Annotated in this window: 17 protein-coding genes and 1 pseudogene; 10 read left to right on the plus strand and 8 right to left on the minus strand. The window is 52.7% G+C overall.

The window, feature by feature from the left end:
* Window positions 1-75: 75 nt before the first annotated feature.
* Window positions 76-1,146: a GGDEF domain-containing protein gene (locus NKJ89_RS21355; protein WP_352605360.1), complete on the minus strand. Its 1,071-nt coding sequence runs from the start codon at window positions 1,144-1,146 to the stop codon at window positions 76-78.
* 343 nt (window positions 1,147-1,489) lie between these two features.
* On the opposite strand from NKJ89_RS21355, the gene NKJ89_RS21360 reads away from it, so the two are divergent.
* Together NKJ89_RS21360 and NKJ89_RS21365 are read left to right on the plus strand one after the other, a co-directional pair.
* The gene (locus NKJ89_RS21360) at window positions 1,490-1,906 is read left to right on the plus strand and encodes a GFA family protein (RefSeq protein WP_023757488.1); all 417 of its coding nucleotides are present in this window, start codon (window positions 1,490-1,492) and stop codon (window positions 1,904-1,906) included.
* An 81-nt stretch (window positions 1,907-1,987) separates the two neighbouring features.
* A complete protein-coding gene (locus NKJ89_RS21365; protein ID WP_352485664.1) occupies window positions 1,988-2,347 on the plus strand; it encodes a diacylglycerol kinase in 360 nt (119 codons plus the stop codon).
* Between the two features lie 60 nt (window positions 2,348-2,407).
* Here the strand turns inward: NKJ89_RS21365 and NKJ89_RS21370 are convergent, their stop codons facing one another.
* Together NKJ89_RS21370 and NKJ89_RS21375 are read right to left on the minus strand one after the other, a co-directional pair.
* Window positions 2,408-2,995: a DedA family protein gene (locus NKJ89_RS21370; protein ID WP_352605363.1), complete on the minus strand. Its 588-nt coding sequence runs from the start codon at window positions 2,993-2,995 to the stop codon at window positions 2,408-2,410.
* A complete protein-coding gene (locus tag NKJ89_RS21375) occupies window positions 2,992-3,555 on the minus strand; it encodes a DUF1003 domain-containing protein (protein ID WP_352605365.1) in 564 nt (187 codons plus the stop codon). The genes NKJ89_RS21370 and NKJ89_RS21375 overlap by 4 nt, the downstream gene beginning before the upstream one ends.
* A gap of 92 nt (window positions 3,556-3,647) precedes the next feature.
* Here NKJ89_RS21375 and NKJ89_RS21380 point away from each other — a divergent pair.
* From NKJ89_RS21380 to NKJ89_RS21400, 5 genes and pseudogenes are all read left to right on the plus strand, one after another.
* A pseudogene (locus NKJ89_RS21380) lies at window positions 3,648-3,824 on the plus strand (DNA-3-methyladenine glycosylase I); the annotation flags it as partial.
* An 81-nt stretch (window positions 3,825-3,905) separates the two neighbouring features.
* Window positions 3,906-5,873: a recombinase family protein gene (locus tag NKJ89_RS21385; RefSeq protein ID WP_352605368.1), complete on the plus strand. Its 1,968-nt coding sequence runs from the start codon at window positions 3,906-3,908 to the stop codon at window positions 5,871-5,873.
* Window positions 5,834-5,974 carry a recombinase family protein gene (locus NKJ89_RS21390; RefSeq protein WP_352605452.1) on the plus strand — a complete coding sequence of 47 codons (141 nt, stop codon included), beginning with the start codon at window positions 5,834-5,836 and terminating at the stop codon, window positions 5,972-5,974. Before NKJ89_RS21385 ends, NKJ89_RS21390 begins: the two co-directional genes overlap by 40 nt.
* Complete coding sequence (locus NKJ89_RS21395; RefSeq protein WP_352605370.1) at window positions 5,959-6,087, plus strand: recombinase family protein; 129 nt, start codon at window positions 5,959-5,961, stop codon at window positions 6,085-6,087. The genes NKJ89_RS21390 and NKJ89_RS21395 overlap by 16 nt, the downstream gene beginning before the upstream one ends.
* Window positions 6,088-6,373: 286 nt before the next feature.
* Entirely contained in the window at window positions 6,374-7,162 is a 789-nt protein-coding gene (locus NKJ89_RS21400; RefSeq protein WP_352605373.1) for a hypothetical protein, read from the plus strand.
* Window positions 7,163-7,167: 5 nt separating this feature from the next.
* On the opposite strand, the gene NKJ89_RS21405 is transcribed toward NKJ89_RS21400, so the two are convergent.
* From NKJ89_RS21405 to NKJ89_RS21420, 4 genes are all read right to left on the minus strand, one after another.
* Window positions 7,168-7,359, minus strand: a complete 192-nt coding sequence (locus NKJ89_RS21405) for a hypothetical protein (RefSeq protein WP_352605455.1) — start codon at window positions 7,357-7,359, stop codon at window positions 7,168-7,170.
* A 126-nt stretch (window positions 7,360-7,485) separates the two neighbouring features.
* Window positions 7,486-8,145 (minus strand): hypothetical protein, encoded by a 660-nt coding sequence (locus NKJ89_RS21410; RefSeq protein WP_352605375.1) that lies wholly within the window; start codon window positions 8,143-8,145, stop codon window positions 7,486-7,488.
* 546 nt (window positions 8,146-8,691) lie between these two features.
* A complete protein-coding gene (locus NKJ89_RS21415; RefSeq protein WP_352605378.1) occupies window positions 8,692-9,051 on the minus strand; it encodes a hypothetical protein in 360 nt (119 codons plus the stop codon).
* 104 nt (window positions 9,052-9,155) lie between these two features.
* Window positions 9,156-9,710: a recombinase family protein gene (locus tag NKJ89_RS21420; RefSeq protein ID WP_352605381.1), complete on the minus strand. Its 555-nt coding sequence runs from the start codon at window positions 9,708-9,710 to the stop codon at window positions 9,156-9,158.
* 149 nt (window positions 9,711-9,859) lie between these two features.
* On the opposite strand from NKJ89_RS21420, the gene NKJ89_RS21425 reads away from it, so the two are divergent.
* From NKJ89_RS21425 to NKJ89_RS21435, 3 genes are read left to right on the plus strand one after another with little or no spacing between them, the layout of a single operon-like run.
* Window positions 9,860-11,215: an SIR2 family protein gene (locus NKJ89_RS21425; RefSeq protein WP_352605383.1), complete on the plus strand. Its 1,356-nt coding sequence runs from the start codon at window positions 9,860-9,862 to the stop codon at window positions 11,213-11,215.
* Window positions 11,216-11,271: 56 nt separating this feature from the next.
* Window positions 11,272-12,324, plus strand: coding sequence for a hypothetical protein (locus NKJ89_RS21430; protein ID WP_352605385.1), 1,053 nt, complete (start codon window positions 11,272-11,274; stop codon window positions 12,322-12,324).
* 52 nt (window positions 12,325-12,376) lie between these two features.
* The gene (locus NKJ89_RS21435) at window positions 12,377-13,012 is read left to right on the plus strand and encodes a hypothetical protein (protein WP_352605387.1); all 636 of its coding nucleotides are present in this window, start codon (window positions 12,377-12,379) and stop codon (window positions 13,010-13,012) included.
* Between the two features lie 29 nt (window positions 13,013-13,041).
* Here NKJ89_RS21435 and NKJ89_RS21440 read toward each other — a convergent pair whose 3' ends face one another.
* Window positions 13,042-13,386, minus strand: coding sequence for a helix-turn-helix domain-containing protein (locus NKJ89_RS21440; protein WP_352605389.1), 345 nt, complete (start codon window positions 13,384-13,386; stop codon window positions 13,042-13,044).
* Window positions 13,387-13,530: the final 144 nt, after the last annotated feature.

A 13,530-nucleotide genomic window follows, 5' to 3' on the forward strand; every position in this document is an offset into this window, starting at 1 on the left:
TCGGGCGCTTTTTGTTTTCAGCCCTGCGTTCGTGCTGCCGGCACAGGCCGCGAGGGCAGGCAGGAACCGAAGGTATCAGTCCTTCTTGTAGAGCAGCCAGCTCTTGCCGGCCCGACCGGCCATCGTCGAGTGCCTGGTGACGCGGTTGCGGCCACTGACCTTCGAGCGATAGAGCGCCCGGTCCGCCTTGGTGTAGAGGTCCTCGGGCCCCTCGGCCTCGGATGCCATGCAGATGCCCATCGAGACGGTGACGGTGCCGTAATTGGTACCGGTCTGGCTGCTGGTGAACGGCGTCTCCTCGATTAGGGCGCGAATGCGCTCGGCTATCTCGTAGGTGGCATCCTCGCTGGCGCCCTCGATGATCAGCGCGAACTCCTCGCCGCCGGTGCGGGCGACGAACATGTCGCCGCGAATGCCTGTCTGGAAAATGTCGGCTATGATCTGGATGATCTTGTCGCCGACCGGGTGGCCGTAGCGGTCGTTGATGTCCTTGAAACGGTCGATGTCGGCAAGGATCAAGGCGTTGAACAGGATACCCTTGTTGCTGTTGTAGATCCTCGTGATTTCCTTGTCGAAGGCGCGGCGATTCCAGATATGGGTCAAAGGATCGGTATCGGCCAGCCGCTTGTATTCCTCGAGCTTCGACTTGACGCTCTCCAGTTCGGCAGTCTTGTCGCGGAGCGTCGAGGCCACCTGCCGACCGTGATCGATCGTCGAATTGGTGGCAACCGACATGGCGTTGGCAATCTTCTGCAAAAGATCCTGAGACAGAAGGCTGCGGCCGCTGAGGCCACTCGATGTCTCATCGAGGATCCTGCCGTATTTCTCGATGTGGCTACGCTCGCTCCGCAACAGTGAGGCGACCTCTTCAAGCTCTCTGGCAATAACGTCCCTGGCATGCTCGACGATGCCGGGGCCATGGTTCTGGGCAAAGAAAGTGCGCCCGATCTGGTCCAGTTCATCCTGTGTCGGCCGGTTGCTCAGCGAAACGACGGCGAGGCTGAGTTCGCGATTGGTGCCGCTCAGGGCCTCGTAAAAGATCTCGTAGTTGCGCGGCAGGCCGAGCACGCCCAGCTGGCGCATTGTGGCGATGACACTGGCTGCGATGTCGGTCTTTCGTTCTGTGGGGACGGCTGCCAGCTGCATGTTCTGATCACTCTTCCCCTCGGATCCCGCCGTAGAATTTGCAGGTTCCACGTGTCGCCGTCCTGGGGAATGCCACCCGATAGTCCACAATTTGCGACGAGACGCGTCCCCACCCACGACCTTCGCTTGCCGTGACCATAAATGCGCCGGCGCTAAAGTTTCCTTAATTTGTAAAGTGCGGACGCGTTTTTCTCTATTTGCGGCTGCAGAAGCTTGAATGAAACTGAATTTCGGGTTCGCGGCGCCAGCATGTGTCGCATTTGCTGGCGCGTGGCTGCCGCAAAGCTGGAAACGTGATGGCGAAGCTCGTGCCAGGCAGAGTTTTCTCCAAGAAGGAGTCGCCATGAGTGATGGTCATCGAGGCTCGTGTCTGTGCGGAGCGGTCCGCTTCAGAACGCACGGAGCGCTGCGTGGCGTCGTCTATTGTCATTGTTCGCAATGCCGCAAGCAGAGCGGACATTTCTACGCCGCGACCAATGTTGCCAATGCCGATATCGTGATCGAGGGCAAGGAAAACATCACCTGGTACGAGGCGTCTGCCTTCGCCAGGCGTGGTTTTTGCAAGGCGTGCGGATCGGTGATGTTCTGGGAGCCGCGACACCAGGACTACATCTCAGTCATGGCAGGGTCGTTCGACAAGCCGACAGGCCTTGAGGGCGAATGCCATATTTTCGTCGGCGACAAGGGCGACTATTATTCGATCGACGACGGCCTGCCACAGTTTGAGAAATCGACACCGTCCATACCGGTCGCCGAATGATTCTTGGAAAAATCGCCTTATTTCGTTGATCTGGCCAGCAATTGCATTATCCCGTGCCGGTGATTCGGAAAGGGGTTTGGCATGCAGCGGCTGATCGGCGCTTATTTCAATTCGGTGCGGGCGTTTCGCAAGCTGGCGGCCAGCGAGAAGGCTTTCCAGCAGGAACTGGTGCTGCTTGCGCTTGCCTTGCCGCTCGGCTGGTTCGTTTCGATCTCATGGCGCGGCTATGCCTTGTTGATCGGCGCGGTGCTGCTGCTGATTCTGGTCGAAGTGCTGAACACCGGCATCGAGGCGGCATGCGATGCCTTCAGCCGCGAGTTCAATGTCGACATTCAACTGGCGAAGGACTGCGGTTCGCTGGCGGTGCTGATTTCGGTGCTCATCGTCGCCGGCGTCTGGGGCATCGCCATCATCGAGCGGATCACGGGCCTACCGATTTAGCAGGAGGTGCTGGAATATCCAGGTGATGGCGGCATGACCTGAATCTCAAGCACATCCAGCTCAGCTCTCCTTGGCGCGCTCCCTGTTGGCGATGTGACGGGCAACGAACCAGGCAAGGATCGCCACGGTCAGGCCGATGCCCAGCCCGACCAGCAAGCGCTCGTGGCGCATCAACGCCTGGCCGATGAAGTGCTCGGCTCCCAGTCCAAAGACATAACCTATCGTGCCGAACAGCACCGCCCAAATCGCCGACGAAATAGCGTTGAGGATGACGAAGAGCGGCGCGGGGATATTGGAAAGCCCGGCCGCGATGCCGCCGACGAGGCGCATGCCGTAGACATAGCGGTTCGACAGGACGAAAATGTTGGGATGGGTGTTGAGCAGGCGAAAGGCGCGGCGAAAGCCGGGTCGCTTGCGCAATCTGACGACATAGCGATGGTCGGCAAAGCTTCGTCCAAGGATGAAGAAGAAGGTATCGCCGACGAAGGCGCCGAGGCCAGCCGCGACAAAGGCGTGCCACAGGACGAAGACCTGCTGATGCGCGAAAAAGCCGGCGAGGATGGCGGCACTTTCACCCTCGGCAACGCAGCCGAGAAATATGGCGAACAGTCCATATTGTTCGATGAAATGATGGACGGCCTCCGTCATGAGGGCTGGGTCTGGGGGGCAAGTCGCTCGTCAATCCGCTTCACCTGTTCAGCTATCTGCGCGATCTCGTCGCGCATGCCGATGATCTGGCTGTGGCGCAGTTCGTCCAGCTTTTCGTGCAGCGCCATGATCTCGATCTCGGCTTTGAGGTTGACCTCGTAATCGTGCGCGGCGTCGATCCGATCGCGCGCCGCTTGTCGGTTCTGCGACATCATGATCACCGGCGCCTGCAAGGCGGCGATCATCGAGAGGACGAGGTTGAGGAAGATGAAAGGGTAGGGGTCGAACGATTCTCGCCCCAGCAGCCACCAATTGGCACCGATCCAGAGGATCAGGAAGGCGATGAAGGACAGGATGAACGTCCACGAGCCGCCGACGCGCGCAATGGCGTCGGCGATACGGTCGCCCACGCCCTGAAGGCCGGCAAGATTGACATTGATGTCCTGCGCTATGGGCTTGCGGTCGACGGTACTCTGCAGCACCCGCCTCTCAAGTTCGCTCAGGCTCTCCGGGTTTCGCCTCAGCCAGAGATTGGCGAGTTCCGGCACGGTCTTGTTCATGGATGTCTCCATACAAAGCATCGGCTTGGCAGCCTGATTTCCATATAGGAAGATGCCGGTCGTCAAAAGCACGACGCGAGGACACAAGCAGAATGGCCGATTTCGCAAAAATCCGCGCACGTGCCGCAAAACGCAAGGGTGGCGAAGCGGAGCTTTCGTCACTGCTGGGCCCCGCGCCCGACAATGCCGCCGTGGCTGAGATCGCGGACAATCGCATTCTGTCTATTATGGCCGAGCGCGTGTTTGCCGCCGGTTTCGTCTGGCGCGTCACGTCTTAAACGTTTGGACATCGGGTAGCCCTTGAAACCGTTTTGGGGCACGCCCACATGTGTCCGAACGGAGCTAACCATATGAAAACAAATGACAAATCTATAGTGCCTACGGATCAAAACTTTGAATCTATCGTGGCCAAATCACTGAACTTTGAATCTATCAAGCCGGATTTGGTGGCTGAAACGGCATTGGCCTACACCGGACCTGTAGCCTACTCATACATTCGTTGGTCCACCGCTATCCAAGGTTCTGGCGATAGCTACAGACGCCAATTCGCATTGGCCGAAAAGTGGAGCATCGAAAACGGAATCCCGTTGGCTGATGATCGCATCATGACCGATGCAGGCTTGTCAGCATTCAAGGGCAGGAACCTTGAACAGGGTGCGCTAGGGGCATTCCTGAAAGCCGCAGAGGCAGGAAAAATCAAGCGTGGCTCTTACCTGTTGGTGGAGTCGATTGATCGCCTGTCACGTCAAGGCATGTTTGCCACCGCTGCCATCGTCCAAGAGATTTGGAAAGCTGGAATCATCATCGTCACCCTATCGCCAGAGAAGGAATATCGTCCCGATTGTGACGACATGGACGCACTGACTCTTGTGCTGGTGGCAATGCGGGCCAAGGAAGAGTCAGCCATGAAAGGGAAGCGAGTGAAGAACAGCTATATCAAGCGCAATGCGCTTGCCCAAAACACGGGCCAAGTGGTGTCTGGCAATCTGCCGGGTTGGCTGTTCAAAGACCCTGAAACCAAAAAGGCCAAGCTGGACGAAGACAAGGGAGAGATTGTCAGGCGAGTGTGTGACATGAGCTTGGCCGGTTGTGGCTTGCCCATGATTGCCAAAACCCTGAATGCCAATGGCATCAAACCGTTTGCCATGGATAAGCGTAGGAAGGGCAGGGCAGAATATTGGACGATAGCGAATGTCCATTACATCCTAAAATCCAAGGCGACATACGGGCTTTACGCTCCACCGAAGTCCGAACCGTGCATGATCTTTCCACAAGTCATCACGATAGAGGAATACAACCGCATTCAGGCAGGCATGGCCCAACGCCAGCGCACCGGGAGAGGCAGGAAGGGAAAGACATATTCCAACTTGTTCTCGGGCATCGCCAAGTGTGCATTCTGCAAAGAGCCCATGACCATCAGGAACCCAAAGCCGGGCAGAGCCATACAGTTCTACTGCAAGGGCTCTCTAACCGGGAAATGTCATGAAGCTGCACCATGGAACTACGAACGCTTTGAAGGTTCGTTCTTGTCGTTTGTCGCTGAAATCGATCTTCAAGAAATCATCCATGGCGGGACAGGATCAAGCCAAGAGACAATCACTGATAAAATTCAACAGTTGGATGGTGAGCGGCTAGGGCTGTTTAAGAACCAACAAAAGTACGTGAAAATGACGGAAGCCGATGACATCCTAGAGGAGTCATTCAGGAAACCCATGGTGAAGAATGCCAAGCGGATCAAGGCTATCAACGACGAGATGCAGGCATTGGAGATTGAGCGGAATAAAATCCAGTCAGAACGTGAGGCATCCATAGACGGCATCCGCATTCATTTCCCCAAGGTAGGAACTGGCAAAGGGGAAGTGACCATTGAACAGCTATACCAGCTAAGAGCCAAGGCGGCTGAACACATCAGGACCATTGTGGAGTCCATCGAACTGGACAGGAAGCATTGGGCAAAGGTGTACCGCAAAGCCGCCATGGAAGCTGACAACGAAGCTGGTAAGGAACTATGGCTGGGTGCTGCCGAAGGTGCTGCAAAGAAGTCTGCATTGGACTCCCGATACGTGATCAAGTTCAAAGGTGGTGCCACCAGAACCATCTATCCCGACAACCGGGACAAGGACGGCAGAGAAGCGTTTTTCGTCCTGAATTTGGGCTTTGGGGGTGACAAGACCAAGCTGCCAAAGGCCACCAGAACCAAGGAAGAATTTGCACTGGCTAGAGCCGGAAAGGTATCATTCGAGTCAGCACCGACGAACAAGCCAAGAATGGTGAATCACTGGAGACCCAGACCCGTGAGCTTGCAGGCTATGCGATGATGAAGGGCTGGACGGACACAGAGACGTTCGTTGAAGCTGGCGTGTCTGGTTCCATTCCACTGGCCGAACGTCCACAGGGGGCCGTATGGTGGCAGAAATAGGCAAAGGGGATGTGATCCTAGTCACCAAGCTAGATCGTATGGTTCGTTCAGCCCGTGATGGTCTGAACACCTCGGAAGACGTGAGGGATATGGTGTTCAGCTTCACATGCTGAACATCGGTGGCGATGTGACCGGCAATGGCATAGCCAAGCTGATGTTCACCATCCTGTCAGCCGTGGCAGAGCAAGAGCGGGACAGGACACCTTAGGAATTCGTCATGAATCGGAGACACAATTGGTGTGTTCTGCGTCCAGCTTTCCATGACTCTAAAAAATTATAGGAATCGGCTACAAACTAGGTTTGACGGACCCAATAAAACCCGTGGAAACCCCGGTAAGCTCCTGTAACCATAGGATTTGCCTGTTATACTGGTTCGATTTTCACTTAGGACGGCGGGCAATGAAAAACGTCTTTATCGCAACCATAAGTTCCATTTTGAGTGCGATTGTTGTTGCGACATTCAGCTATTATTTTCTGACAGATGGTCCGCAAACCCCAAATATTGCAGTTCATGAAACGATAGTTGGCATTCCCATGGAGGCCGGTAAAAAGCTGCTGGTTTCCGCAGACCCAAACTTCTATGCCGAACTGTATACGATTCAAAGGTTTGACATTCGTAACAATGGGAACCGGATTTACAAGGATGTTCTGGTTAGAGCTACGGAATATAAGAATGCATTGATTCAACATGACGGGATAATAGAGTCCCTTTCGGGTGATAAGCACTTCACCATGAACCCCGGTGACGTGATCACTGTTTCTGCCATATCAAGCGGCTATCGCCTGAGTAATGGAATTGAACCACAAGCCAAATTCTTTGTGGCCGTAGGGGACAGGCCCATATCGATTCAAAGCTCCCAAATCGATGAATTCAACATCATGTCACCAGTCATAAATTTTGCAATCGAATACCAATTCCTTTCATACATGATCATGTTTATTGGCGGAACAATCATCTGTCTTCTGTTCATAGCCATAGCTTTTTCCATAGTGGCTACGATCTGGCCGTCATTGGAGTTGAAACTATTTTCGAATGCGGATTACAGCCGCCAATTGGCCATTGTGAACTATCTGAAAAAGGCAAACCCACTTCGCTATGATGCAATAGTGAAGAAGGCCGAAAAGTTTCAGCGGGAGAAACTGCCGAAAGTGGAAGAACCCGCTGTAGCCATCAAAGCGGCAGATTGACCCAATTAGATTTTTTGTACCGGTCCCGTCGTGCACCACTGGATGAACCCGACTTCCTTGCCGGTGACATCTCGAACGGCTTTCAATAGAACCTCATGCAAGACACGGGTAGCTCGGTAGTGGTCGCAATGCGGCGATATGAACGGCTTCACGATGGCCTTGTGTAGCTCTTCCGTTGCCGCCACAAAGCGGTCGATTTCAGCCTGCGATAGCCGCTGTGAGGATTGCGATCTCCGTGTGGAAACTTCAAGACTAGGATAATAATCCTATCAAGGAAAGTGCAGTCAGCAGGCTTGCCGACCATTTGATTGGCTTTGTTTCCGTCAACCGAGTACCCGGTCGAAACCCACCATGATGATGGAGTCGATTGGGTAATCGTCATTGACGTTTTTCAATGCATATCCGGCCACGGCTTCCTTGGAATTAGCTCGTTCTACCTTGCAAATGATGGGCGTGCCAAAGTGGCGATTTCCTATCTTTGTCCAGAAATCGGAGGTCGCCTCGACGAAACGGCCTTCCTCGGGCTCCGGGATGGCCAGCAGGCAGTGATAATGCAAGAAGGTGGCATCTATGCCGTTCTTTTTTATCGTCTCATAAACGCCCAATGCGGGCAGATTACCATCTGAGCCAAACTTCCTACGCATGGCCGAGAAGTAGGCTTTCACCAATCGCTCTCCTGTGGGGCGATCCCTTTCGAAAAGGGCAAATGGCTTTGCCGGCGTGATGGCGTGTTCGGCCTTTCCGGACAGTCGGCGGTAGGCAGCTTCCGGATCGCTTGCCTGTACGAATGGAATGGTGACGAACTGATTCAGATCGTGCTTATGCACCTCGTTTCGAATCAGCTCTTTAGCTACTTTCGTGGCGTGCTTAGCAAGGTAGTTGTTGATGATCTGGCGGACGAATGAACTGGCATTGAGCGAGGATCGCTTTGCTAGGATGCCCAGAGCGTCGTGTGTTGGTTGATCGAGACGGACACTAAACATATTGCTTCGGGTCCAGATTTGCAGATTGCAGGATATATAGGATCGAGAGGTTCATCTCGACTAAAAGCTGTGATAGCTGAAAGTTTGCAATTTGGTATCTATCACCACTAACTGAAGTCCTAAATTCCATATATATTACTCGATAATCTTCTCTAAAATTATCGATTATAGTCTGTATTGATTTTGGTGCTTTCTCTTCATCCATTGATTGGAGAAATTCGTCTATATTCATTTCTTTTACTTTCTATTAGATACAATTATAACGTTGTTGGCGCAATGCCTTTTCAAAAATGCTCATGATAAATCGCTTGGCGATATGACAAAATGGAAATGCTGACCGACAATCCGCTTAGCGGATTGGAAGAATATTGATGCGTATTACATTATGTCAGACATATGTAGACAAAGACTTGTTGACTTTTGACGAAATAATATTGCTTTTTGATCTGTAGAACAGGTATAATATTTTGCCGTTTTCCGAATCGGCTCCGTAAGTACGGCAGTCAAACGGGCGATAAGCTGCTCGGCACGGATTGAGTGCAGAAACTATGGATTGGACCTGCGCACAAAGCAGAACAGGCAGCCGTCCCGATAGGATGTATACCGGTGAGCTATCGACCTGCCGTATCGTGCGACGAGGTATTCATAAATCCGGTGTTTTCTGTCGTCGGTCGCCTCGAAATGGAAGCTGTAGGGCTTTTCCCGCTGGACCCATTCTGCGGTCAACGCCACAACGTGCCGCAGAACGGGAAATCCATTTCGAAAGTAGCCGCCTTCCGTGAACTGGGCGACCTCGGCGTCCCATGCCAACCATGAGCCGCCTGCAAACGCTTTCAATGGGGTTGCCCCGCCGATGGTTCGGAATGTCACCGGGCCGCCGTTGATAGCGGCGAACTCGAACAGCAAGCCGTCAACCTTAAAGCGCCGGCGAAAATGGCGCTGTGTATCGATAGCGCCTGATGTTGAAGCTGCGCCCCGATTCCGCAATCGTGCCTATCCTCCGAGTCCCACTATGCTACTGCTGCCAAAATTCGGTAGACCGATGAGCGGCCCACGCCGAGTGCCTTGGCAATGTCGGTTGGCTTCTTTCCCGCCCGATGCATCGAGACGACATCAGATGTCTTGCGGCGGGCCGTGGGGGCACGTCCTCTGAACTTGTGTTCAGCTTTGGCCTTGGCAATGCCTTCCCGTTGACGGGCCAGCATAATCTCACGCTCAAACTGGGCGATAGAGCCCACGAGATTCATGAGAAGTCTGCCGGTTGCCGAGGACGTATCAATCGCCATGTCTAGTATCTTCAGCCCGACCTTCTTGGCCTCCAGCCTGCCAACAATCTGTTGCAGGTCGCCAACGGAGCGGGCGAGTCGATCAAGTCGGGTGACAACGAGAACATCGTTTTCTCGCACGAACTCGATTGCTCGCTCTAGTTCCGGGCGATGCGAATTTACGGAAGACACCTGCTCCCTGAAAACCTTGTCGCAACCCTGCGATTTGAGATCACGAAGCTGAGCCTCATAACCTGCTTGCTGCTCGACGGTGCTGGTTCTCGCATACCCCACAAACATCCCGAATCCTTCCCAATAGCCTCTAAGAAGTCATAGGATAAGATTCCTAAAATGTCAAACCGACTTGTGTGGGACGGGTAGCGGTGCTTACGGTTGGTCCCACTGGAGCAGGGCCTAAAGACACGGTCCTGCTAGAACCGGAAGGGGAGATGATGCCGCAGTCACCGTACGAGCGTTACCAAGAGCGAACGTCCTCGCTAATCAAGGAAACGCTCGAAGATTTGGAATGCCAACCAATTTTCTTCATCGGAACAGGTGTGTCAAAGCGATATTTCAATGCGCCGACATGGATGGAACTCCTGAAAGACGTGGCCAATTACATCGGTATGTCAGACCCCGACTTCCAATATTTGCGGCAAAAAACAAACCAAAGCACCATTGAGATAGGAACGATCCTCGAAGAAAAGGCGTTCGAATGGGCTTGGACAACGGGCAAAAACAGCTTTCCGGGCGAGTATTTCGAGGAAAACTACGATAGGTCGTTGTTCCTAAAACATATCGTAGCCCAACAAATTTCTGGAGCCAGCCCGGCGGCAACTGAGATCGAGACGTTAGAATTCGCCGAAGAGATAAAGCTCCTTCGGAAAACCAACCCTCACGCAATCATAACAACGAACTACGACAGTTTTCTTGAGAGCATATTCGGCGACTATGAAGCTGTAGTGGGAGAGAAGGTCATTCGCCGGGACATGAATCTCATTGGCGAGATATTCAAAATTCACGGTTCGATGGAAGATCCGGCATCGTTGGTTATTACGGGTGAAGATTATAAGAATTACAGAACAAAGAAGAAGTATATTTCTGCAAAACTTCTAACATATCTTGCTGAGCATCCTGTTTTTATATTTGGTTATGGACTAGGAGACCCAAATGTTACTGAAATAATACAAGATATAGGTGAAATACTAGGAGGGCCGGATAAATTAATAGAAAATATATTCTATGTAGAGTGGCGGCCAGATGCTGCCACCTTAACTGATTTCCGGGAGGAGTACGTCATTGGATCGGAAGATTCGCAACTTCGTGTTCGGGCTATTGTAACAGACAAGTTTGACTGGCTCTTTACGAGACTGTCTGAGCAAAGCCCTCTCAAGTGGGTAAATCCAAAATTGCTTCGAGCTATTTCAGCTCGTTTTTTCAAGCTACTGCGTACCGACATACCTAAAGGTGGATTGGAAATAAACTACGATCAACTTCAATCTGTTGCTGATTCAGATGATGAGCTTCCAAAATTATTGGGTATCGCCAAGTCCGACAGCCCAAATGCGAGCCACCCATTCACTCTAACGGCAGTTGGGAAACAACTCGGATATGGTAGATGGCACAGGCCTCGCAAGCTGATTGAGAGAATACGAGATGAGAAGGGGATTGATATCTGTTCGAGTGACAACCAGTATCACTATGCTGTTCCGTCCGGCAACGGATGTTTTAGGCGATATTCAAAGGAAGCCGTCGCCCTTTTGACTAAGGTGAGAGACGATGAGGAGTATACTGTTTCGGTGTAGCTTTATCGAAAGTTCATTGCCAAATGTAGAACCCAGTTGACACCGAAGGTTCAGCGATGTTCGCCGACAGAACGCTTTTGATCCTTGGGGCAGGGGCCAGCTACGAGGTTGGCTTGCCGCTAGGCGACGCATTGAAACGGGACATCTCGAACGCCTTACTAGTTTACAGCGACTCGCCGCTACAGCTAATCGAACGTGGAGTTGCGGACGGGGCGATCAACGAAGCCCTTTATGCGACCGGCAATGACCGCTCCGAATTGCTAAAAGCCTGCGAACGGATAAGTGCTGCGCTACCTTTAGCCCGCTCGATAGATAACTACCTTCACTCACATCGCAAATCAGAGTTCTTTGAGCTTTGCGGGAAACTCGGAATCGTACGCTGCATCTTGGCCGCAGAAGGCAATAGCAGGATGGCCCTGAAAACAGACAGTTCGGGATATCCGTTTAATTTCGGAAGTCTGAGCGACTCTTGGTATAACCGGTTCGCCAGCCTGCTCTTTGAGTCAGACTTTGACGAATTCCAGAGAAGGCTGACGAATCTCGACGTGATCACTTTCAACTATGATCGGTGTTTTGAGCACTTTATGTATCATGCCATCCAAACCTACTACGGAGTTTCGCCAGAAGAAGCGGCAGACGTGGTCAAATCGATGTCGATTTACCATCCCTATGGAACAGTCGGGAACTTGCCTTGGATGGGCGGGGTAGCGTTTGCAGATTTCGGCGCAGATATGCCCGGCTCCGCTCTTTTGTCTTTAGCTGGAAACATCAAGACCTACACAGAAGGTGTGGACAGAGAATCCAGCGAGATTCAAGCAATCCACACTGCCGTTCGCAGGGCTAGAACCGTGGTTATCCTCGGGTTCGGCTATATCCCTCTGAACATGCAATTGTTGAAGCCCACCGATAACCCGGAACACCCCGACAACTCCAAAAGGAAAACCTATTATGGCACGGTGAAGGGACTTTCGAAGGAGGACATGAGGATTGTTACCCATGATGTTCGGGCATTGGTTCAGACAGGCTTTATAGAATCGAAGCTAGACAATAACGAACTGACATGCGCCAAGCTGTTCAACGAATATGCATTCAGCCTTGGGGCATCTTGATGTAGTTTGGAACTCGACGGTGGGTTATTCCTTTCCTTAAGTGGAGTCTTGAATGTCAGTACTTGTGTCCGCCCTCGACCGATTCAACCGAAAAGAGCGATATTGGCTCCTAAGGGAGGCGGTTGGGCTTCAGCCACTCTCGCAAGTGTTCCGGGCCAAGCTTGATGCGATTTTTGGACCGGAAGCGGACGTCAGGGTCCCGGAGAACGCATGGTGGGCAATCGACTATCATGTTGATTGGTTGTTCGGTGCCTTATCGACCACATTGAAATCTGAAGAACCTTTCCCTCCATACCCAAATGGGTCGGGTCAGGTTAAGGGCACACAGGAGGATTTTGATCTCTTAGTCGCCTACGGACGGACCCTGATTATCGTCGAGGCGAAGGCGGGGCAGCACTGGGGGAATAGGCAGGTTAAAAGCAAGCTGACTAGGCTGACTGCGCTGGTGGAGTACAACAACGGTTTTCCGGACCCGCTCAGGCTTTTCTTCGTCCTAGCCTCGCCAAAACGGCCGACCAAACTGGATGAGTCCTCCTGTCCTCCCGCCCTCCAGACAAAAGACGGCGGAGTGCATTGGACAGAACTGGGCTACGGGTCGCCCGGCGTTAAGCACTTAGCTGTCACTCGGTGCGACCAAGGCGGGAAACGAAAGTCAAAGGCTGATCATTGGAGGGTGCGGGAAGTTTAGCTGCCAAAAGCGGGACTCGGGGATTTCTGCTAAGAGGCCGATTTGGTTCTTTTTGCCAACGCCGTTAGCTGCTCCACTGCGACCTTCAAATCGCTGTCGGTAAGCCCTGAGAGTATCACGCTGGCCTGAATCTCCAGCATGGCACGTTGCTCAGATTGAGCCAGATCGCCGTCCTGAAAGAAAACTCTCACGGGGACATCCAGAGCCTTGCCGAGGCGCACAAGGGTTTCGAAATTTGGCCAGTACAAACCTCTTTCCCACTGGGAGACGGCGTCTACTGACCTCTCCGTCCGGAGCGCCAACTCCTCTTGCGTAAGCTCTCGCAAGTTGCGGAGTTCTCTCAGAATCGTGCCGAAGTTTTTGGTCGCTGACATAGGGCAGCATTGCGCTGCCAGTTTCAAACCGTGAACCGAACAACATCCGGTGAAACGCCTAGAAAGACGTAGTAAGTTACGGAATTCTCGTTGAAAATCCGACCACCATTGGCTATTGAGTTAGGTGGCGACGTACGGGTTTGG

It is taken from the genome of Mesorhizobium sp. M0047 (assembly GCF_040323315.1).
Classification (GTDB): Bacteria; Pseudomonadota; Alphaproteobacteria; order Rhizobiales; family Rhizobiaceae; genus Mesorhizobium.

Bases quoted from the DNA above. Each gene is read 5' to 3' on its own strand.
- NKJ89_RS21440 (WP_352605389.1), bottom strand. From the start codon at position 13,386: ATGTCAGCGACCAAAAACTTCGGCACGATTCTGAGAGAACTCCGCAAC.
- NKJ89_RS21430 (WP_352605385.1), top strand. From the start codon at position 11,272: ATGTTCGCCGACAGAACGCTTTTGATCCTTGGGGCAGGGGCCAGCTAC.
- NKJ89_RS21395 (WP_352605370.1), top strand. From the start codon at position 5,959: ATGGTGGCAGAAATAGGCAAAGGGGATGTGATCCTAGTCACCAAGCTA.
- NKJ89_RS21355 (WP_352605360.1), bottom strand. From the start codon at position 1,146: ATGCAGCTGGCAGCCGTCCCCACAGAACGAAAGACCGACATCGCAGCC.
- NKJ89_RS21435 (WP_352605387.1), top strand. From the start codon at position 12,377: ATGTCAGTACTTGTGTCCGCCCTCGACCGATTCAACCGAAAAGAGCGA.
- NKJ89_RS21365 (WP_352485664.1), top strand. From the start codon at position 1,988: ATGCAGCGGCTGATCGGCGCTTATTTCAATTCGGTGCGGGCGTTTCGC.
- NKJ89_RS21420 (WP_352605381.1), bottom strand. From the start codon at position 9,710: ATGTTTGTGGGGTATGCGAGAACCAGCACCGTCGAGCAGCAAGCAGGT.
- NKJ89_RS21410 (WP_352605375.1), bottom strand. From the start codon at position 8,145: ATGTTTAGTGTCCGTCTCGATCAACCAACACACGACGCTCTGGGCATC.
- NKJ89_RS21385 (WP_352605368.1), top strand. From the start codon at position 3,906: ATGAAAACAAATGACAAATCTATAGTGCCTACGGATCAAAACTTTGAA.
- NKJ89_RS21400 (WP_352605373.1), top strand. From the start codon at position 6,374: ATGAAAAACGTCTTTATCGCAACCATAAGTTCCATTTTGAGTGCGATT.
- NKJ89_RS21360 (WP_023757488.1), top strand. From the start codon at position 1,490: ATGAGTGATGGTCATCGAGGCTCGTGTCTGTGCGGAGCGGTCCGCTTC.
- NKJ89_RS21370 (WP_352605363.1), bottom strand. From the start codon at position 2,995: ATGACGGAGGCCGTCCATCATTTCATCGAACAATATGGACTGTTCGCC.
- NKJ89_RS21375 (WP_352605365.1), bottom strand. From the start codon at position 3,555: ATGAACAAGACCGTGCCGGAACTCGCCAATCTCTGGCTGAGGCGAAAC.
- NKJ89_RS21425 (WP_352605383.1), top strand. From the start codon at position 9,860: ATGATGCCGCAGTCACCGTACGAGCGTTACCAAGAGCGAACGTCCTCG.